This is a genomic window from Pseudomonas sp. TNT3, from assembly GCF_010095445.2.
In the GTDB taxonomy this organism is placed as follows: Bacteria; Pseudomonadota; Gammaproteobacteria; order Pseudomonadales; family Pseudomonadaceae; genus Aquipseudomonas.
Map to the genome: position 1 here is coordinate 97,765 of NZ_WFGV02000003.1, position 18,941 is coordinate 116,705.

General features: G+C 58.7%; 15 protein-coding genes. 4 read left to right on the forward strand and 11 right to left on the reverse strand.

The annotated features are described in order from the left end of the window. The first annotated feature begins 65 nt into the window (after positions 1-65). On the forward strand, positions 66-1,436 hold the full coding sequence (creD, locus tag GBC55_RS03325; RefSeq protein WP_162436213.1) for a cell envelope integrity protein CreD: 1,371 nt from the start codon (positions 66-68) through the stop codon (positions 1,434-1,436). Positions 1,437-1,825: 389 nt separating this feature from the next. Here the strand turns inward: creD and GBC55_RS03330 are convergent, their stop codons facing one another. After that, positions 1,826-2,839, reverse strand: a complete 1,014-nt coding sequence (locus GBC55_RS03330; protein WP_162436214.1) for an RHS repeat-associated core domain-containing protein — start codon at positions 2,837-2,839, stop codon at positions 1,826-1,828. A gap of 505 nt (positions 2,840-3,344) precedes the next feature. On the opposite strand from GBC55_RS03330, the gene GBC55_RS03335 reads away from it, so the two are divergent. After that, positions 3,345-3,695, forward strand: coding sequence for a hypothetical protein (locus tag GBC55_RS03335; RefSeq protein ID WP_162436215.1), 351 nt, complete (start codon positions 3,345-3,347; stop codon positions 3,693-3,695). Positions 3,696-4,021: 326 nt separating this feature from the next. Here the strand turns inward: GBC55_RS03335 and GBC55_RS03340 are convergent, their stop codons facing one another. The 8 genes from GBC55_RS03340 to GBC55_RS03375 all read right to left on the reverse strand — a co-directional run bounded on the left by GBC55_RS03340 (position 4,022) and on the right by GBC55_RS03375 (position 13,432). Continuing rightward, positions 4,022-4,651 carry a glutathione S-transferase gene (locus GBC55_RS03340; RefSeq protein WP_162436216.1) on the reverse strand — a complete coding sequence of 210 codons (630 nt, stop codon included), beginning with the start codon at positions 4,649-4,651 and terminating at the stop codon, positions 4,022-4,024. 187 nt (positions 4,652-4,838) lie between these two features. Then, a complete protein-coding gene (locus tag GBC55_RS03345; RefSeq protein ID WP_162436217.1) occupies positions 4,839-5,018 on the reverse strand; it encodes a hypothetical protein in 180 nt (59 codons plus the stop codon). After that, entirely contained in the window at positions 5,015-6,145 is a 1,131-nt protein-coding gene (locus GBC55_RS03350; protein WP_162436218.1) for a PepSY-associated TM helix domain-containing protein, read from the reverse strand. The genes GBC55_RS03345 and GBC55_RS03350 overlap by 4 nt, the downstream gene beginning before the upstream one ends. A 72-nt stretch (positions 6,146-6,217) precedes the next feature. Next, positions 6,218-8,647, reverse strand: coding sequence for a TonB-dependent siderophore receptor (locus GBC55_RS03355; protein ID WP_162436219.1), 2,430 nt, complete (start codon positions 8,645-8,647; stop codon positions 6,218-6,220). A gap of 379 nt (positions 8,648-9,026) precedes the next feature. After that, positions 9,027-9,998: a FecR family protein gene (locus GBC55_RS03360; protein WP_162436220.1), complete on the reverse strand. Its 972-nt coding sequence runs from the start codon at positions 9,996-9,998 to the stop codon at positions 9,027-9,029. After that, the gene (locus GBC55_RS03365) at positions 9,995-10,513 is read right to left on the reverse strand and encodes an RNA polymerase sigma factor (RefSeq protein ID WP_162436221.1); all 519 of its coding nucleotides are present in this window, start codon (positions 10,511-10,513) and stop codon (positions 9,995-9,997) included. Before GBC55_RS03365 ends, GBC55_RS03360 begins: the two co-directional genes overlap by 4 nt. A gap of 274 nt (positions 10,514-10,787) precedes the next feature. Further along, on the reverse strand, positions 10,788-11,495 hold the full coding sequence (locus GBC55_RS03370) for a 3'-5' exonuclease (RefSeq protein ID WP_162436222.1): 708 nt from the start codon (positions 11,493-11,495) through the stop codon (positions 10,788-10,790). Continuing rightward, on the reverse strand, positions 11,492-13,432 hold the full coding sequence (locus tag GBC55_RS03375; protein ID WP_162436223.1) for a putative nucleotidyltransferase substrate binding domain-containing protein: 1,941 nt from the start codon (positions 13,430-13,432) through the stop codon (positions 11,492-11,494). Before GBC55_RS03375 ends, GBC55_RS03370 begins: the two co-directional genes overlap by 4 nt. Positions 13,433-13,685: 253 nt before the next feature. Here GBC55_RS03375 and GBC55_RS03380 point away from each other — a divergent pair, with 253 nt between their 5' ends. Beyond that, positions 13,686-14,132, forward strand: a complete 447-nt coding sequence (locus tag GBC55_RS03380) for a response regulator (RefSeq protein ID WP_162436224.1) — start codon at positions 13,686-13,688, stop codon at positions 14,130-14,132. A 223-nt stretch (positions 14,133-14,355) separates the two neighbouring features. On the opposite strand, the gene GBC55_RS03385 is transcribed toward GBC55_RS03380, so the two are convergent. Beyond that, positions 14,356-16,533, reverse strand: coding sequence for a malate synthase G (locus tag GBC55_RS03385; protein WP_162436225.1), 2,178 nt, complete (start codon positions 16,531-16,533; stop codon positions 14,356-14,358). Between the two features lie 616 nt (positions 16,534-17,149). Here GBC55_RS03385 and GBC55_RS03390 point away from each other — a divergent pair. Next, a complete protein-coding gene (locus tag GBC55_RS03390; RefSeq protein WP_123410579.1) occupies positions 17,150-17,668 on the forward strand; it encodes a glycine cleavage system protein R in 519 nt (172 codons plus the stop codon). 229 nt (positions 17,669-17,897) lie between these two features. Here GBC55_RS03390 and rarD read toward each other — a convergent pair whose 3' ends face one another. Beyond that, entirely contained in the window at positions 17,898-18,785 is an 888-nt protein-coding gene (gene rarD, locus GBC55_RS03395; protein WP_162436226.1) for an EamA family transporter RarD, read from the reverse strand. Positions 18,786-18,941: the final 156 nt, after the last annotated feature.

The following is an 18,941-nucleotide window of genomic DNA, read 5'->3' on the forward strand; positions in this document are numbered from 1 at the left end:
TATTCCTCACATAAAACCCCCATACAGCCAACCCAGACTCTCCCCATCCAAACAAGGAGAGTCCCATGAACCGAAGCCTGACCCTGAAACTCGGGGCCATTGCCCTGCTGATTCTGTTGTTGCTCATTCCATTGCTGATGATCAGCGGCGTGATCCAGGACCGCCAGCAACTGCGCGATGGCGTGCTCGAAGACATCGCCCGCAGTTCCAGTTACAGCCAGCAGCTCAGCGGTCCATTGATGGTGGTGCCGTATCGCAAGGTGGTGCGCACCTGGAAACTCAACGAGAAAACCAACCAACGCTATCAAGACCTCAGTGAAGAGCGGGGTCGTCTGTACTTTCTGCCGGAACATTTCGAGCTCAATGGCCAGGTTGAGACGGAATTGCGTAAGCGGGGGATTTACGAGGCGCGGCTGTTCCATGCCGACAATCGCATCAGCGGGCACTTCTCGTTGCCGGCGCAATTGGGCATCAAGGAAGACTTCAGCGATTACCAGTTCGACCAGCCCTTTCTGGCCGTCGGTATCAGTGACATTCGCGGCATCGAGAACGCGTTGAAACTTGAGCTGGGCGGCCAGCGTCTGGACTTCGTTCCGGGCAGCCAGGTGCGCTGGTTGGGCGAGGGCGTGCACGTAACGCTGCCTGCTCTGGACGCCAAAGCGCCGACTGAACTGACCTTCGGTTTCGACCTGCGCCTGCAAGGCACCGGTCAGTTGCAGGTTGTACCGGTGGGCAAGACCAGCAAGGTGTCGCTGGCTGCCAACTGGCCGCATCCGAGTTTCGTCGGCAACTACCTGCCGGCCCAGCGGGAAGTCACCGATCAGGGCTTCACTGCCAATTGGCAGACCTCATTTTTCTCCACCAATCTGCAAGAAGCGATGAACAGCTGCGTCTCCGGCAAGAACTGCGAAGTGTTCAATAGCCGCAGCTTTGGCGTGAGCTTTATCGACCCAGTGGACCAGTACCTGAAAAGCGATCGGGCGATCAAATACGCGCTGCTGTTCATCGTCCTGACATTCGCCGGTTTCTTCCTCTTCGAAGTGTTGAAAAGCCTGGCGGTGCACCCGGTGCAATATGCGCTGGTGGGGGTGGCATTGGCGTTTTTCTATCTGCTGCTGTTGTCGCTGTCCGAACACATTGGTTTTGCCTTGGCGTATCTGTTGTCGGCCAGTGGTTGTGTATTGTTGATCGGGTTCTATGTCTGCCATGTGCTGCGCAGCGTGCGTCACGGATTGAGTTTTTCAGCGGGGCTGGCGGCGTTGTACGGCTTGCTCTATGGCTTGTTGAGCGCCGAGGATTACGCGTTGTTGATGGGCTCGTTGTTGCTGTTCGGGTTGCTGGGCGTGTTTATGGTGCTGACGCGCAAGCTGGATTGGTATGGGGTGGGGCAGAAGACCGCCAAGCCGCTGGCGTTTGATATCGGAGCGGTGGAATGAGCCGGTCACTGGGGTTGCGTGAGGATCAGCGGGAAGGGCGGGTGTTGGCGTCGCTGATTTTTCGATTGTTTCCGGTGGATCCGGTGCGGTGCCATCGCGAGCAGGCTCACTCCCACAGGGATTCGCGCTGAACGCAAACCTCGTGTTCACCGGCGATCAAATGTGGGAGCGGGCTTGCTCGCGATGAGGTGTGTCAGGCGACATCGATGCTGCCTGTGCCTCCGCCATCGCGAGCAGGCTCACTCCCACAGGGATTCGCGCTGAACGCAAACCTCGTGTTCACCGGCGATCAAATGTGGGAGTGAGCCTGCTCGCGATGAGGACAATAAGAACACTGTTTTGGTGATGGTTAAAATAAATGTCGCATTATGTCTTCTAGAAGTAATTTTTTATTTGAGTTGGCGTATAGCAGCACTGCTGGCTGCTGGAGAGGTAGTAGTGGGGATGGTCTTGATCTTGTTTAAAATAGCGTGTTGATGTTCGAATCCCATTACTTGAGAGTGCAAGTTCATTACCGCCCTGTCCTTGCTGCTCGTGCCGCTGGTTGCTGAAGGGTACTGTATCGGGCTTGCCATAAACTCGACGGCCTCTCGTTTTGCTGGAGAATCTGGCAGTTGCTTTAATAAATCGATTTGTTTTTTTATCAAGTTGGCATTGGCTCCCTCGATTATTTCTGCGTGGAGATTTATCTTTCCAATGCTCATGTCGTCAAGACTCAGTAGCTTTGAATGTTCGCCAAGTTGATATCCTAACGTCTCTCCGTTGTACCGCATTCCTCGTTTCATCGTCATGAGTTCACTAACGTTGTTCATTATTTCAGGCGATCTGGCCAGCGAACTTCCTGGCATGAATTTAACAATAACTCCCATCAAAGAGTGCCCATTAGGATCAACATGGTTTATCGGATCGCCAGCGCAATACGCATAAGCATTCAACCCTCCCTCCCCAAACGGACTCCAGCTGTCCGGACTGTTGAACCGCATCAACACCGGGTTGAACTGCCGATAGCCATTGCCCAAGTGATAATGCCCGGTCACCGGGTCTGGCCGCTCGCCGTTGAATCCCAGCAAACTCAGTAAGCCATTCCCCAGAGGACGATGACCGTAGGGCGAGTAGGCGATGGGCTTGGGCTGGTTGGCATCAAGCGCGTTCAATACTGAACGTTGTTGATCGGTTGCCAGCAGCGTGGCGGCGATCTTGCCGTCTTCGCGCTGCTGCTGTGCCAACAGCTGATCTTCGTGCTGCAGGATGCTTCGATGCACACCGCCTTGGATTTCAGTGGCCAGACGGGCTTTGCAGTAGTAGCGCTGGGTGGGTTGTTCAAAGGGTGTGCTGTTGACCAGGCGATCAAGCGGGTCGTAGTGGTAGCGGCACAAAAGGGTTTCGCGATTGGGAGTAGGCATTGACTGGAGCTCCTTGCAAAGGTCGAAAAAGCCGAGGTTTCAGCATCATTCCTTTCCAAGCCTTTGCCTACCTATCAGAACTGTTAGGGCTTAGGCCGAACTGACGTAAAACCATCGATCCATCGTGGGTCCGCATGGGGTATTTCTCTCGTCGGAAAGTAAGTTTTCCTACAGGAAAAACTGGCTTCCTACGGCGCGAATCCCTTCCTTTTGCGGGACGTTTCCTAGATTATTTCGCACGCTTGCGCCGACAGATTTCCGTGCCTAATCTCCGTCCGTCACTGCTTATCAGTGATCGGGTTTAGTCGCCCGGATCTCTCCAGGCGTACAGCGCTACCTCCGTTCAGGTGTTTTTTATCGCCTGAATCTATGGTGGCTGTGCGCAGGGCACCTTCGGGTGCGCCGGTATTCCTGGAGGCCGGTCGACTAACCTGTGCGCAGCCGCCACCCCTTCTCGTTTAGTCGCGATATCGGTTGGCTCCAATTAGCTCTAGGAGTTTTACCAATGAAAAAACCGGTCCCCGATCCACCCTCAAACTCAACCAGAAATGACGATCTGCTCAGAGACCGCTCCGCCCTTTACCGTGCAATCGATTTCTACCTGACCGGCGAACAACCGTCGGCACCGGATGAACTGCGGTTCTACAACGTCAGCAACGACGTGAGCTTTGAAGACACCCAACTCTATATCGCTGACCTGCTGCGCTGTGCTTCGGTTACCGCCTATCAATGCGGTGATCACCTGAAAGGCGCAGACAGGGCAATGGTGTTCTCGATCTGGCACTTGCTGGAGATAGCCAAAGCCATGGTTGATCGGTCGATTGATTGTTTGGGGATGAAGCAGACTCAGGACTGACTCGAGTCATTGGTGGTTATTGAGGCCGCTATCGCGAGCAGGCTCACTCCTACAATAGATCCACAGCGCCTACATGATTTGTGTATGACGCGATCCAATGTGCGAGCCTGCTCGCGATGAGGGCAGTGAGAACACTGTTTTGGTGATGGTTCAAATAAATGCCGCCACTATGTCCTTTCTTTAGCCGTTGCCTACTACCAGAACTATTAGGGCCAGAGTGTGAAGATCAAAAGATCGCAGCCTTCGGCAGCTCCTACAGGGAACGCATTCCAGGTAGGAGCTGCCGAAGACTGCGATCTTTTGAGGTCAAATTAGCCAGCGTAGATCTATACCTTCGGCATCGTCGCCAGCATCGAAGCCCGTTGGCTCACCTCGAAATACCAGCCCGCCAGCTTCGGATTTGCCACACGCCAGTCCAGATTCGGGTGCCGCAAATCCAGATAACCCAACGCGCACGCCACGCTGATTGCGGCCACATCGAAATGGCTGGTCAGCTCGGCAATCGCGTCCGCTTCCAGCATGGTCAACGCCCGGCGGATTTTGTCGCGCTGGCCGTCCAGCCATTCGTCCCACTGTTTTTCCGGCGCGCGCAGGGCCAGTTCGTAGCGGGTCAACACCGCCGCGTCCATGATTCCGTCGGCCATGGACGCGAGGGTCATCCGCCGCCAGCGGGCCGAGCCTTCACGGGGGATCAGTGGGTTGCCGACATGCTGGTGATCGAGGTAATCGAGGATCACCCGGCTGTCGTGGATAACGCTGCCATCGGCCAGGCGCAGGGCGGGGATTTTGCCCAGGGGGTTGTCTTCGATGAGGGTCAGGTCCGGGCTGACCGGAGTGAGTACGCTGGATTGCAGCGCCACGCGGTTTTGCTGACCGGTTTCGTGGAGCAGCACCATGACTTTGCGAACGAAGGGCGAAAGAGGATTGTGGTACAGCGTCATGCTCGGGGTGGACATGGTGGCGTCTCGTTCGATGGTAGTGACGGCAGCATAGCGCGTTGGGGTGGCAGCTCAAGATTGCACGACGTGCTGTGGTTTGGGCTGACGCACGACGGTCCAGACGATGAGATTTCTGTAGCAGCTGCCGAGCCTGCGAGGCTGCGTTCGGCCGCTGCTACAGGGGCAGTCGTAGGCCCAGCGGCTGCTACAGGGGTTTCAGTAATCCACGCAGGGCGATGATGGCGGGGATGCCCAGGCCGAGCCAGCTCAGGGCGTCCCAGACGCCATCGCCCAACAACGCTGCGAACAATCCGGCAGCGCTGAACAGACCGATGACCGTGGGAAGGGCGAAGACTTTCCAGAAGTTCGACTGACGCGGCCTCATGCTTGGGCCTGCGCAATGTCCGCCACGGGTTTCGCTGCTTTGCGGCGCACGACCCAGAGGTAAACCCCACTGCCGAGAACGATGATGGTCAACACGTCCAGCGTCGCCCAGAGGATTTTCATCGGCATGCCACCGTAATCACCGAAGTGCAGCGGCTGCGACATCCCCATGGCGTCCATGTACCACGGTCGCTCGGCCACGGCGGTGACTTGCAGGGTGCTGGCGTCGATCAGCACCGGCGTGAGCAGGTGGGAAGTGAGGTGCGTACTGCCTTTCATGAACACGGCGTAATGGTGTTCGCTGGAAAACCGGGTGCCCGGGAACGCAATGAAATCGGGTTTCATGCCCGGTGCGACTTCCTTGGCGATATCGAGCAGGCGTGTCGCCGGCGCCAGTTGTGTCAGTGGTGGCGCGTCACGGTAAGGCGCGACCATCGCGCTGAGGGTGTCGGTGCGCCACGCAGCAATCAGCAGGTCCGCGCAGGCACTGATAACGCCGGTAACGCCGACCACCAGCGCCCAGGTCAGGGTCACGACGCCGATCAGGTTATGCAGGTCGAGCCAGCGCAAGCGGGTGGATTTGTCCTGGCGCACGGTGGCGAATTTCAACCGGCGCATGAACGGCAGGTACAGCACCGCACCGGACACGATCGCCACAACAAACAGTATCCCCATGAACGCCAGCAGCAACTTGCCCGGCAGGCCGGCGAACATGTCCACGTGCAGGCGCAGCATGAACATCATGAAGCCGCCGTTGGCCGACGGCATCTCCAGCGCTTCGCCGGTGCGCGCGTCGAGCATGAAGGTATGGGACGAGTTCGGCTCGGTGCCGGCTGTGGCCGCCATGATGGCGATCATGCCGTTGGGGTCTTCGTCGTCGTAACCGAAGTACTGCATGACCTCGCCAGGACGATGTTTCTCGGCCGCCAGCACCAGTTGCTGCAGATTGAGCTGGGGTGTGTCGGCCGGCATTTGCTTGAGTTCGGCCGCATCGCCGAGCAGGTGATCGATCTCGTGATGAAAGATCAACGGCAGGCCGGTCAGTGCCAGCATCAGCAGGAAGACCGTGCAGATCAGGCTGGTCCAGGTGTGGACGAACGACCAGCGGCGGATTGTTTTACTTTTCATTTCCAGACCTTCAAAAATACCAAAGCCGTCCATGGAGGACGGCCGGGTCTTGGGGTGTGTCAGGTCAGCCCGTTACCACTTGTAGGTTGCACTGGCGACGACGCTGCGCTGGTCACCGTAGTAGCAGTAGAAACTGTCACAGGTGGAGATGTAATCCTTGTCGAACAGGTTGGTTGCATTCAGTGCCAGCGACGCACCTTTCAAGCTGTTGTCCAGACGGCCGAGGTCGTAGTGAACAGCGGCGTCGAACACGGTGTAGGCATCAGCCTTGCCCAGCTCGGTGTTGGCCTGATCGCCGTAGGTGTTGCCGGTGTAGCGAACGCCTGCGCCGACGCCGAAGCCGTCCAGCACGCCGTTGTGCCAGGTGTAATCGGTCCACAGCGAAGCCTGTTGGTTAGGCATCAATTGCAGGCGATTGCCCTTGAATGTGCCGTCCTGTACTTCGGATTTGGCCAGGGTATATGCGGCGATGACTTTGAGGTTATCGGTCACGTCGGACACGGCTTCCAGTTCCAGGCCTTTGACTTTCACTTCACCGGTCTGGCTGGTGATCGACACGTTGTCCGAGCTTATCGTGGTGACGGAGACGTTTTTCTGGGTCAGGTCGTACACCGCAGCGGTCAGCAGCGTGTTGCTGCCAGGCGGTTGGTATTTGATGCCCAGTTCCCATTGCTTGCCTTCGGTCGGTTTGATCGAGTCGGTCGGCGAGGCGGTGGCGTTGCTGGTTGGCTGGAACGATTCGGCGTAGGACAGGTAGGGCACGACACCGTTGTCGAACACGTAGCTGATCGCCGCGTTGCCGCTGAAATTCTTGTCCCGCTCGGTGTTGGTGGCGTCGCCTTTGTTGAAGAATTTGGTCCCGGTGTGGACCCAGTCCTCACGTCCGCCCAGGGTCAGGCGCCATTGGTCGAGGGCCATCTGGTCCTGAACGTACAGGCCGGTCTGGTTGGTCTTTTGATCGTAATCGTAGTACGCCGTCGAGCGAGGTGGCCGAACGATCGGCAGGCCGTAGATCGGATTGTTGACGTTGGTGGTCAGGCCGTCACCGTAAATCGAGGTGTAGTGGGTGTTGGTGCGCTGGTGATCGAGGCCGATCAATACGGTGTGAAGGACGTCACCGGTGGCGAAGTCGGCCTGGAAGTTGTTGTCCACGGCGAACTGGCTGATGTCCTCATCGACGCTGGTGCTCGTACGGCCAACGTTACCGTCGGCATCGACTTGCGTGAACGGGTAGGCGCCGGGGGTGAGGGTCTGGAACGACAGGTCCGACTTGGTGTAACGCAGGTTTTGCTTGAACTGCCAGACATCGTTCAAGCGATGTTCAAACGCGTAGCCCAGGGCGTAGTAGGTGCGGTCGTAGTATTCCCAGTCCGGGTCGCCCAGGTTCTTGTGATGGGAAATATCACCGAGGGGCGAACGGATTTTGGTGCCTTGCACCGGCAGGAATTGGCTGGTGATACCGGTATCGTCGCGGGTGAACTGGGTCAGCAGGGTGAATCGGGTGTCGTCGTCGATGTTCCAGGTCAGGCTTGGCGCAATGTTGTAGCGCTTGTTGTCGACGTGGTCGATCTGCGTACCGCTGTCGCGGATGACACCGCTCAGGCCGTAGAGGAACTGGCCTTCGTCATCAATTTTGCCGGTGCTGGCGAAGTTGATCTGGCGGTGATTGTCACTGCCATATTGCACTTCGATTTCATTGCTCGATTCGGCGCTGGGGCGGCGGCTGACCATGTCGAGCAAACCACCCGGCGGGGTCTGGCCGTACACGGACGAGGCCGGACCACGCAGCAGGGCGAGGCGATCAAGGTTCCAGGTTTCCTGTTTCGGGTTGGCGTACACGCCTTTAGGCAGGGGCAGGCCATCTAGGAACTGGGTCGGTTCGAAGCCGCGCACGCGCAGCCAGTCGGCACGGGTGTCGCTGCCGTAACTGCTGGCGACGATACCGGGCATGTAACGCACGGCGTCATCGATGTTCTGAACGTTGCGGTCGTCCATCTGCTGGCGCGTCGCGACCGAAATCGAGCGCGGTGCTTCAACCAGTGCGGTGTCGGTCTTGGTGCCGGCGGCGGTGCGAGTGGCCAGGTAACCCTCCACCGGGCCCCAGGCGCTTTCCGTGTTTTCCACACCCATGATGCTGGTTGTCGGCAAGTCCATCACGCCCTCAGGCACGGCCACCAGGCTGAAGGTGCCGGCGCTGCTTTGTTCCAATTGCAGACCGGTGCCGCGCAAAGCTTCGCGCAGGGCGCCCGTAGCGTCGAACTGGCCTTTGACCGGTGCCGAAGTTTTGCCCGCTGCCAGCGATGGGTTCAGTGACAGGGCAAGACCCGCCTGGCTGGCGATCTGGTTGAGCGTGCTGGCCAAAGGGGCGGACGGCAGGTTGTAGGCGCGAACGCTCGACGCCTGATCGGCGGCCATCAGCTGAGCGCTAAGCAGAGGGGCACCGAGTGCAATGGCGATAGCCAGCAAACCGGGGCGCAACAAGGTGTCTAGCGAGCGGGACATACAGCGGCTCCTGAAGGGGAATACTTCTCAATTGCCTAGGTGCCGAACGAGAATCCAAAAGTGATAGGGCTGGATGAAAATAATTTCGATTCATTAAACAAATCTTGTGGTGAGGCTTACGACCTCATCGCGGGCAAGACCGCTCCCACATTGGATCAGCTGTGAATACAACTTCTGTACCTGGCACCAATTCTCTGTAGGAGTGAGCCTGCTCGCGATGGCGGAGTGTCAGTCGCCATTGATGTAGAGGTGATGGCCCGATCGCGAGCAGGCTCGCTCCTACATTGGAATTGCTACGAACTCGATCGCTGCGCCTGGCACATATCCACTGTGGGAGCGTGGCTTGCCCGCGATGGCAATAGACCTGTCGACACAAAACTCAGGGCTTGGCTTCAGCCTTCGCCACCGTCACCCACCATTGGGTGTGCTGTTCGATCTGCACCGGCAATGTGGGTAGCAGCGCACTCAGGGCTTTGTCCGTATCGTTCAGCGGGAAGCTCCCGGTGATGCGCAAATCAGCGACCTCGGGCGCGACGCCAAGGTGTCCACGTCGGTAGCGACCGAGTTCATGGATCAGGTCTTCGAGCCGTGCGTTTTCCACGACCAGCATGCCGCGGGTCCAGGCATCGGCACCGAGGTTGAGCGCGAGGATCGGGCCGAGGCCGTTATTGCGCATCAGCACTTGCTGGCCCTCACGAAGGATCTGCTCTTCGGGATTCGACTGCGGATGCGCGGCGACTGCCGACTTCAATACGCTCAGGCGTGTGCCGTCTTCTTCGCGCTTGACCAGGAAACGCGTGCCCAGTGCGCGCATGCTGCCTTCGCGGGTTTCAACGATGAAAGGCCTGGCATCGCCGTGGCCTGTCTCGATGAGGATTTCCCCTTCCTGCAGGACAATCAGTCGTTGCTTCTCATCGAAGCGTACGTCCACGGCGCTGTGGGTGTTGAGGTTGATCAGTGTGCCGTCGGCCAGGTGCAAGGTGCGTTGCTCACCAGTGGCGGTGCGCTCATCCGCCAGCCAATAGTCGAGCGGCTGGTAACGCTCCCCGGCGAACAATGCCAGGCCAACCACAGCGACAATACTGGCCAGGCCGCTACCGAGCTTGCGCACCCGGCGGCGAATACTTTCGCGCGATTGCAGCAACGCGGTGCGAGCCGGGCCACTGGCCGCGCTGAAGCGCTGATCGAGCATGCCCAACTGGCGCCAGGCGCGAGCGTGTTCTTCGTGGGCAGCGTGCCATTTGGCAAACTCTTCGCGCTCCACCGGGTTGCCGGAATCCAGGGACAATTGCCAGGCAATGGCCGCATCCAGCACCTGCGCCGAGACGGGTTTGGAACTGACCGGGCTCATACCGGCTCACCGTACAGCGCGATGTAGCACTGACGGATGCCTTGGGCCAGGTACTGACGCACCCGGGGTACCGAGACACCCAGGCGCTCGGCGATCTGCGCGTGGCTGAGGCCGTCGAGGCGGTTATAGAGGAAGGCGGCGCGGGCCTTGCTGGACAGCTTGCCGAGTAGGCGGTCGATGTTTTTCAGGTCTTCGAGAATGAGCTGCTGCTCTTCGATCGAAGGGTGTTCGCCTACAGGAATCAGCATCAGCTCGGTGAGATAAGCCTGTTCCAGCGCCGCGCGACGGAAATAGTCGAACAGCAGGCCTTTGGCAATCGCGACCAGGAAGGCCCTGGGCTCGCGTGGCTCTTTGAGTTCATCGCGTCCGAGCAGCCGGACGAAGGTGTCCTGGCTCAGGTCTTCGGCCCGTTGCGGACAAGCCACGTTGCGTCGAAGCCACGCCAATAGCCAGCCGCGATGGTCGCGATATAACGCGCCGACGAGGTTGTTGTGGGGGCTTTGAACTGACGACACGCAGCATCACCGATTGGGAAGGGTTAACTAACGAGAATAGTTCGCGATTGTGTCAGAGGCGGGGGAGGTAAGCAATTGGCGCTGGTCGGGTGGGAATGTTCCTGTTCAAGCGCCCGACGCGATCCCTTGTAGCAGCTGCCGAAGGCTGCGTCCGGCTGCGCAGCAGTCGTGAAATCAGTGTTTGCGGTGCAGCAGGTAAACCGAGACGGAAGGGTTGACGACTGCTGCGCAGCCGGACGCAGCCTTCGGCAGCTGCTACAGGGACCGTGGTGATTTAAAAAGACGGTGCTTGCTGCCTGCGTTTCCATTGGCTCAACCGCTGCTGCAGGTTCAACGGGCTATGAATCTGTTGCTGCCGTGCGCGGCTGAAGAGGATCAGCGCCAGTTCTGCGGTGGCCAGCGCGTCGGCGCTGGCATTGTGTCGCTCGAAGACTTCGAGCTTGAACTGGTCGATCCATTCATCCAGCCCGGCCTCGCGGATGTTCGCCTGCGGACACAGCAGCGGGGCGATGTCGGCCACATCCAGAAACGTATTTTGCAACTTGTAACCCAGATGATCTTTCAGCGCACGGCCCAGCATGTGCTGGTCAAACGGTGCATGAAAGGCCAGCACCGGGCTGTCGCCCAGGAACTCCATGAAATCGACCAGCGCCTCGGCCGGGTCACTGCCGGCTGCAATCGCGCTCGGCCCCAGGCCATGAATCAGCACGCTGGGGGCCAACTTCAAGTCGGCGCATTGCAACGTGCGCTCGAACTGCTGGCTGAAGTCGATCGCGCCGTCCTCAATCACCACTGCGCCGATGGATAACACTCGATCCTTGTTCAGGTTCAGCCCGGTGGTTTCCAGGTCAAGCACGACCCAACGTTGCTCGCGCAGGCTGCATTCACCCAGACCGGCGACCGCTGGCAACTGGCGGATACGCTGTTGCAGTTCACCCGGCAAACTCGGGCTGGCCGGGCGCAGCCATGAAAACAGGCTCATAGCTGATACCGCAGGGTCAGGCTGCTTTGCAGACGCTGGGCCTGGCGCAGGGATTCACGCAGGATGCGTCGATCCAGGTGATTGAGGCTGTCAGGATCGACCCGGTTGGAGTACGGCAAGTTTTCCCGGGTCTGAAGCTGGTGCTGCTGCATTCTGGTCTGCTGAATGAAGTGATACGCCTCTTCATAGGCGGCACCGTCCAGCCGCTCGATCACCTCTTTATCGACCAGTTGGCGGAAACGCTCCAGGGTGTTATTGGCCTCGATGCCATGAGCCAACGCCAGCAATCGGGCCCCGTCAACGAACGGTGTGAGCCCCTGGACTTTCAGATCCAGCGTGGCTTTCTCGCCGTGCTTGCGGGCCAGTACAAATTCGCGGAAACGTCCTACCGGTGGGCGATTGCGCAGGGCGTTTTCGGCCATCATCCGCTGGAACAACCGGTTGTCCACCACCTGGTCAAGAATCCCGCGACGCAGTTGGTCGCCACTCTGCTCGTCGCCCCACACCACGCGCAAATCGAAATAGATGCTCGAACCCAACAGGTTCTCCGGCGTGGCTTCGCGGATGAACGCCGAAAACCGGCGTGCCCATTCGGCCCGGGACAAACACAGCTCAGGGTTGCCGGCCATGATGTTGCCTTTGCACAAAGTGAAACCGCAAAGCGCCAGGCTCTGGTTGATCTGATGCGCGATGGGCAGCAGCTTGCCGCGTATTTCTGCCGCGTGGGCGGCGTCACGGGCTTCAAACAGAATGCCGTTGTCCTGATCGGTGTGCAGGGTTTGTTCGCGGCGACCTTCGCTGCCAAAACACAGCCAACTGAACGGCACGCCGGGGTCGCCTTTCTCGGCCAATGTCAGTTCGATCACCCGGCAAACGGTGTGATCGTTGAGCAGGGTAATGATGTGAGTGATCTGGGTCGAAGACGCGCCGTGGGCCAGCATGCGTTCAACCAGTTGGCCGATCTCGCCGCGCAACGCCACCAGGTTTTCCACGCGTTGCGCGCTGCGGATCGTGCGGGCCAGGTGCACCAGATCGACCCGTTGCAGGGAAAACAGGTCCCGTTCCGACACCACACCACACAGGCGCTGGTCCTTGACCAGGCACACATGGGCGATGTGTCGTTCGGTCATCGCAATGGCCGCGTCAAACGCACTGTGGTCTGGCGACAGATAAAACGGCGCCTGGGTCATGTGCCGTTCGATGGACTCACTGAAATCGTTGATGCCCTCGGCCACCACATGGCGCAGGTCGCGCAGGGTGAAAATGCCCAGCGGCGTTTTGTGCTCATCCACGATCACGATGCTGCCGACCTGCTGTTCGTGCATCAGGGTCACAGCTTCACGAAGGGGTGTGGTCGGGCTGCACGTCACCGGATGGCGCATGGCCAATTCACCCAGGCGGGTGTTCAGGGAATATTGAGTGCCGAGGGTTTCCACGGCTTTTTGCTGGACTTGCTGGTTGACCTGATCCAGCAGGCTGCTGACGCCGCGCAGGGCAAAGTCGCGAAAGGTGCTGGAAAGCGCGAACAGTTTGATGAACGCCAGCTTGTTCAGTTGCAGGCAAAAGGTGTCTTCGGCCGCGAGGTGTTCGGTGCGCGTCGCTCGTTCACCCAGCAGCGCCGCGAGCGGGAAACATTCGCCGGTGGTGATTTCAAAGGTGGTCTCGGTTCCGCCCTTCGCGGTGTGGGGACGTTCACCCACGACCCGGCCTTGTTTGACGATGTAGAAATGTTCAACGTCGCCATCGGCGGGCTTGATAATACTTTCGCCAGGGCCATAGAAACGTAACTGGCATTGCTCTACCAGATAGGCCAGGTGGGCATGTTCCATCTGATTGAACGGCGGGAAACGCTGAAGGAATTGCAAAGTGCCCTGGATGTTCTGCAACACCGCGGTTTTCCCTGCCTGTGTGAAGGCGTCCGCTTTACTCATAACCATTACCGCAGTCTTTTTTTGAATTGTTGTCGTCGGATGACTCAGCCATGGTCGACCCCTATCCGCAGGGTGCCCATTGGACGTAAGTCTAGGTAGGCAAATGGTGTGAGCAAATGTCGGAGAAACCCTACGCAACTGTGGGAAAAATCCCACTGTTCCCCTATTGGAAATATTTCCGACGAAGTGCACATTGAACGTCTTCCTGGCGATGTCTCACCACTGGGCCAGGAACGATTTTGAAACTTTTGAGATAGCCATGTCTGACCACGATATTTTGAGTGACGCCGAGCGCGAGGCGCTAAGTGCCGTCATGCTCGAACCCGATCTGCCGCCGCAGCGAGTGCTGATCGTTGACGACGATAAAGACGCACGCGAGTTGCTGTCGGAGATCCTTGCATTGGACGGCATTCGTTGCATGACGGCAGCCAGTGGTGAAACCGCACTCAAAATGTTGAGCGAGAAGCCTTCGATTGGCCTGGTGATTACCGATCTGCGGATGGGGCATGTCGATGGCCTGGACCTGATTCGCCAGGTGCGTGAGTCGGTGAGGGCGGCGTTGCCGATCATCATTGTGTCCGGCGATGCCGATGTGAAAGACGCTATCGCGGCGATGCATTTGAGCGTGGTGGATTTTTTGCTCAAGCCCATCGATACCGGCAAGTTGCTGGGGTTGGTGAAGCATGAGTTGGGGATGGAGCCTTAGCGCTTAAGGCTTTCGTGGCGAGGGGATTTATCGGAGTGCCGCACCACCCCGTTCGGCTGCGAAGCACTCGTGAATTGGTGAATGCGATTGTTCCGAAAGGATTATAGGGGCCGCTCCGCGACCCAACGGGGATAAATCCCCTCGCCACGATTGTTCGTATTCTCAAACAAAAAGGCCCTGATCTTTCGATCAGGGCCTTTTTTTGTCCGGCATCAGCGCTCAGTTACAGGCCATTGGCAGCCTTGAACTCGCGACGACGACGGTGCAGCACCGGCTCGGTGTAGCCGTTTGGCTGCTTGGTGCCTTCTACCACCAGTTCGACGGCTGCCTGGAAGGCAATGTTGCTGTCGAAGTTCGGTGCCAGTGGACGGTACAGCGAGTCGTTGGCGTTTTGACGGTCAACCACGGGCGCCATGCGCTTGAGGCTTTCCATGACTTGCTCTTCGGTGACGATACCGTGGCGCAGCCAGTTGGCGATGTGCTGGCTGGAAATACGCAGCGTTGCACGGTCTTCCATCAGGCCGACGTCATTGATGTCCGGCACTTTCGAACAACCGACGCCCTGGTCGATCCAGCGCACCACGTAACCGAGAATGCCCTGGGCGTTGTTGTCCAGTTCGTTCTTGATCTGTTCCGCGGTCCAGCTCGGATTTACGGCCAGCGGGATGGTCAGGATGTCGTCCACCGAAGCGCGCTCACGCTTGGCCAGTTCGGCCTGACGGGCGAACACGTCGACCTTGTGGTAATGCAGCGCGTGCAGCGCGGCAGCGGTCGGCGATGGGACCCAGGCGGTGTTGGCACCGGCCATCGGGTGAGCGATTTTCTGTTCGAGCATCGCGGCCATCAGGTCGGGCATTGCCCACATGCCTTTACCGATCTGGGCGCGACCTTGCAGGCCGGTGCTCAGGCCGATATCGACGTTCCAGTTCTCGTAGGCGCCGATCCATTTTTCAGCCTTCATGTCGGCCTTGCGCACCATCGGGCCGGCTTCCATGGAGGTGTGGATTTCGTCGCCGGTGCGGTCGAGGAAGCCGGTATTGATGAACACCACGCGCTCGGCGGCAGCCTTGATGCAGGCCTTGAGGTTGACCGTGGTACGGCGCTCCTCGTCCATGATCCCGACTTTCAGCGTGTTGCGCGGCAGGTCCAGCACGTCTTCGATACGGCCGAACAGCTCATTGGTGAAAGCCGCTTCTTCAGGACCGTGCATCTTCGGCTTCACGATATAGACGGAGCCGGTACGGGTGTTTTTGCGCGACGTGTTGCCGTTGAGGTTGTGCATTGCCGCGAGGCAAGTCACCAGGCCATCGAGAATGCCTTCCGGCACTTCGTTGCCCTCTTTATCGAGGATCGCGTCGATGGTCATCAGGTGACCGACGTTGCGCACGAACAACAGCGAGCGACCATGCAGGCTCAATTCGCTGCCGTCGACACCGGTGTAGGTGCGGTCGGCGTTCATGGTGCGGGTGAAGGTCTTGCCGCCCTTGGTGACTTCTTCCGAGAGGTCGCCCTTCATCAGGCCGAGCCAGTTGCGGTAGATCACCACTTTGTCGTCAGCATCGACGGCGGCGACGGAGTCTTCGCAGTCCATGATGGTGGTCAGCGCGGCTTCCATCAGGATGTCTTTGACACCGGCGGCATCAGTCTGGCCAACCGGGGTGGTGGCATCGACCTGAATTTCAAAATGCAGACCGTTGTGCTTCAACAGGACCGCGGTCGGTGCCGCAGCATCGCCGTGGAAGCCGATCAGTTGGGCATCGTTGCGCAGGCCGGTGTTGCTGCCGCCTTTCAAGGCAACCACGAGCTTGCCATCGACAATCTTGTAGCCGGTGGAATCGACGTGGGTGCCGGCTGCCAATGGTGCCGCTTCGTCAAGGAAGGCGCGAGCGAAGGCAATGACCTTGTCACCGCGAACCTTGTTGTAGCCTTTGCCTTTTTCCGCGCCGTCAGCTTCGCTGATGGCATCGGTGCCGTAGAGGGCGTCGTACAGCGAACCCCAGCGGGCGTTCGAAGCGTTGATGGCGAAACGCGCATTCATCACCGGTACCACAAGCTGTGGACCGGCCATGCGGGCAATTTCGTCATCGACGTTTTGCGTCGTTGCCTGGAAATCGGCCGCTTCTGGCAGCAGATAACCGATGTCTTGCAGGAAGGCTTTGTAGGCCACGGCATCATGGGGTTGACCGGCACGGGCTTGGTGCCAGCCATCGATACGAGCCTGGAAATCATCGCGTTTGGCGAGTAGGGCTTTGTTCTTCGGCGCCAGGTCATGAATGACCTTGTCGGCACTGGCCCAGAACTTATCGGCGGTGAGGCCGGTACCGGGAATGGCTTCGTTGTTAACGAAGTCGAACAGGACTTTGGCGACCTGCAGGCCACCGACTTGAACGTGTTCAGTCATTGCTTGCCTCACTCTGCTCAGCTATTTCGCTTTTCAGCTCTTCAATTATGACAATGAAGCCTCTGGCCATTTAAACCACAAACCCGTTCACCAGTACATGCCATTGCGGGCGGCTGGGAGTTGGTCCAATCAACGGCTTGGGGCCTTGCTGACGGGGCTTTCAGGGTTGCGACTGCGCCTTGGCAGACATCGATCCAACGTTATGTAGTGCGCGCTGCGGCATACTACATGATGAATTGCGGTTGTGAAAATTAGACTAATTACGTCGTTCTGCGACCCCATGACGCATTGCGGTCGCGTCGGGGAACGGGATGTTCTCAAAAAACCATCGGATTGTTCCAGTTAAATATCAGAAGTTGTACACATAATATTTGATGCACCGCTATGGAGCTTTGGTTTCTGTGGCGAGGGAGCTTGCTCCCGCTGGGGCGCGGAGCGGCCCCTTATCTTCTGCCGGACCTTGTTCGCGGCTGCTGCGCAGCCGAGCGGGAGCAAGCTCTCTCGCCACAAAACGCGGCACTGCGCCGAGTCAGGCTCCTTGGTGCAAAAAGCGTGACTGCGCTGAATCAGGCCCCTTGCCTATACTTCCTTTTCTATAACAAAAGAGGGCTGCGCCATGGACCACCTCGTACTCACTGTTTTCGCTCCGGACAAGGCTGGGCAGGTCGAGCGCATCGCCCAGTGCATTGCCGAGCATGGCGGCAACTGGCTGGAAAGCCGTATGTCGCGCATGGCCGGCCAGTTTGCCGGGATTCTGCGGGTGGGCGTGCCAGCGGAGGCCTACGACGAATTAGTGGATGCCCTGCAGGCGTTGTCGGCACATGGCATTCGCGTGTTGATTGCCGAGAGCGGCATCGAACAATCCTGCACCTGGAAGCCCATCGCGATGGAGTTGGTCGGCAATGATCGTCCGGGGATTGTGCGGGACATCACCCGGTTGCTCAGTGAGCAAGGCGTCAACCTGGAACGGTTGGTGACCGAAGTGCGTCCGGCGCCGATGAGCAGCGAACCGCTGTTCCACGCTGAAGCGATTCTGGCCGTACCCCTGACGCTGTCTTTGGATGTCTTGCAGTCGCGCCTGGAAACCCTGGCTGACGATCTGATGGTCGAATTGGTGTTGCGCAGCGAGCCCTGAAAGGAATAGGCAAAAAAGGTTATCCAAGTTAAACGTGCACCTGCCTGTGGATAACCTGTAGAGACACCCCGCCAGCCCAGGCGGGCCGGGCTTCTTTAAGACTTGATCAAAAAACCAGCAGTTTCAACAAGTTGCGCACAAACGCCGGGGATCACGCTGTGGATAACCTTGGGGCAGATAGTCGCAGGCCACGTGATTCGTGCCCTGTAGAGGTTTGTGTGTTTTTTGATCAGCGGCGGCGACGAAGACTTATCCACGCATCAACGCTGTAGACCGCCAACCCCGCCCAGATAAAGATGAACGCCACCAGCGTGCTGGACGACAGGTGTTCGTCGAACAGCAAGACGGCCTGCAGCAGCACCAACGTCGGCGCCAGGTATTGGAGAAATCCCAGCGTCGTGTAGGGCAAATGCCGTGCAGCGGCGTTGAAACACACCAAGGGTACGAGCGTGACAGGACCGGCGGCTACCAACCACCAGGCTTGCGATGTGGTCCAGAACTCGGCTTGAGCACTGCTCGCGGCGGGATTGAACAGCAACCAGGCCAACGCAATCGGCACCAGCATCCAGGTCTCGACCACCAGGCCGGGCAGCGCTTTGACGGGGGCTTGCTTGCGGATCAGGCCGTAGAAGCCGAAGGTCAGCGCCAGCACCAGGGATACCCAAGGCAAGCTGCCGACTTGCCAGACCTGCTGTGCCACGCCTACCGCTGCCAGGCCGACTGCCAGCCATTGCATACGCCGTAGCCGTTCGCCAAGGATCAGCATCCCCAACAGCACGTTAACCAGCGGATTGATGTAGTACCCCAGGCTGGCTTCCAGCATGCGCCCGTTATTCACCGACCAGACATAGGTCAGCCAGTTGGCCGCGATCAGGGTGCCACTCAGTGCCAGGATCGCCAGTCGACGCGGGTTCTCGCGCAGCTCGCGCCACCAGCCTGGATGCTTCCAGACCATCAGCAGCAATGCGCCGAACAGCGCAGACCAGAGCACCCGGTGGATGATGATTTCCACGGCTGGCACGCTGGCGATGGCTTTGAAGTAGAGCGGGAAAAGTCCCCAGATGATGTAGGCGCTCAGGCCCAGGATGTACCCGCGACGCGGGTTGGCGGCTTGCATGAAGAATCCTTGCTTAGGCAGCTAACAAAGAGGGGATTGTAAGGAGGTTTGTCTACGGATGCCCTATCTGAATAGGTTGCGGAGTTGTTAACGCAGTACTGGTGGGAGTGAGCCTGCTCGCGATGGCGGTTTCCTATCCAACGCATCGGTGACTGA

Excerpts from the sequence above, each read along its gene's own strand:
- GBC55_RS03380 (WP_162436224.1), top strand. The coding sequence starts at position 13,686 with ATGTCTGACCACGATATTTTGAGTGACGCCGAGCGCGAGGCGCTAAGT.
- GBC55_RS03355 (WP_162436219.1), bottom strand. The coding sequence starts at position 8,647 with ATGTCCCGCTCGCTAGACACCTTGTTGCGCCCCGGTTTGCTGGCTATC.
- creD (WP_162436213.1), top strand. The coding sequence starts at position 66 with ATGAACCGAAGCCTGACCCTGAAACTCGGGGCCATTGCCCTGCTGATT.
- GBC55_RS03340 (WP_162436216.1), bottom strand. The coding sequence starts at position 4,651 with ATGTCCACCCCGAGCATGACGCTGTACCACAATCCTCTTTCGCCCTTC.
- GBC55_RS03360 (WP_162436220.1), bottom strand. The coding sequence starts at position 9,998 with ATGAGCCCGGTCAGTTCCAAACCCGTCTCGGCGCAGGTGCTGGATGCG.
- GBC55_RS03330 (WP_162436214.1), bottom strand. The coding sequence starts at position 2,839 with ATGCCTACTCCCAATCGCGAAACCCTTTTGTGCCGCTACCACTACGAC.
- GBC55_RS03335 (WP_162436215.1), top strand. The coding sequence starts at position 3,345 with ATGAAAAAACCGGTCCCCGATCCACCCTCAAACTCAACCAGAAATGAC.
- rarD (WP_162436226.1), bottom strand. The coding sequence starts at position 18,785 with ATGCAAGCCGCCAACCCGCGTCGCGGGTACATCCTGGGCCTGAGCGCC.
- GBC55_RS03350 (WP_162436218.1), bottom strand. The coding sequence starts at position 6,145 with ATGAAAAGTAAAACAATCCGCCGCTGGTCGTTCGTCCACACCTGGACC.
- GBC55_RS03345 (WP_162436217.1), bottom strand. The coding sequence starts at position 5,018 with ATGAGGCCGCGTCAGTCGAACTTCTGGAAAGTCTTCGCCCTTCCCACG.
- GBC55_RS03390 (WP_123410579.1), top strand. The coding sequence starts at position 17,150 with ATGGACCACCTCGTACTCACTGTTTTCGCTCCGGACAAGGCTGGGCAG.
- GBC55_RS03370 (WP_162436222.1), bottom strand. The coding sequence starts at position 11,495 with ATGAGCCTGTTTTCATGGCTGCGCCCGGCCAGCCCGAGTTTGCCGGGT.
- GBC55_RS03385 (WP_162436225.1), bottom strand. The coding sequence starts at position 16,533 with ATGACTGAACACGTTCAAGTCGGTGGCCTGCAGGTCGCCAAAGTCCTG.
- GBC55_RS03375 (WP_162436223.1), bottom strand. The coding sequence starts at position 13,432 with ATGGTTATGAGTAAAGCGGACGCCTTCACACAGGCAGGGAAAACCGCG.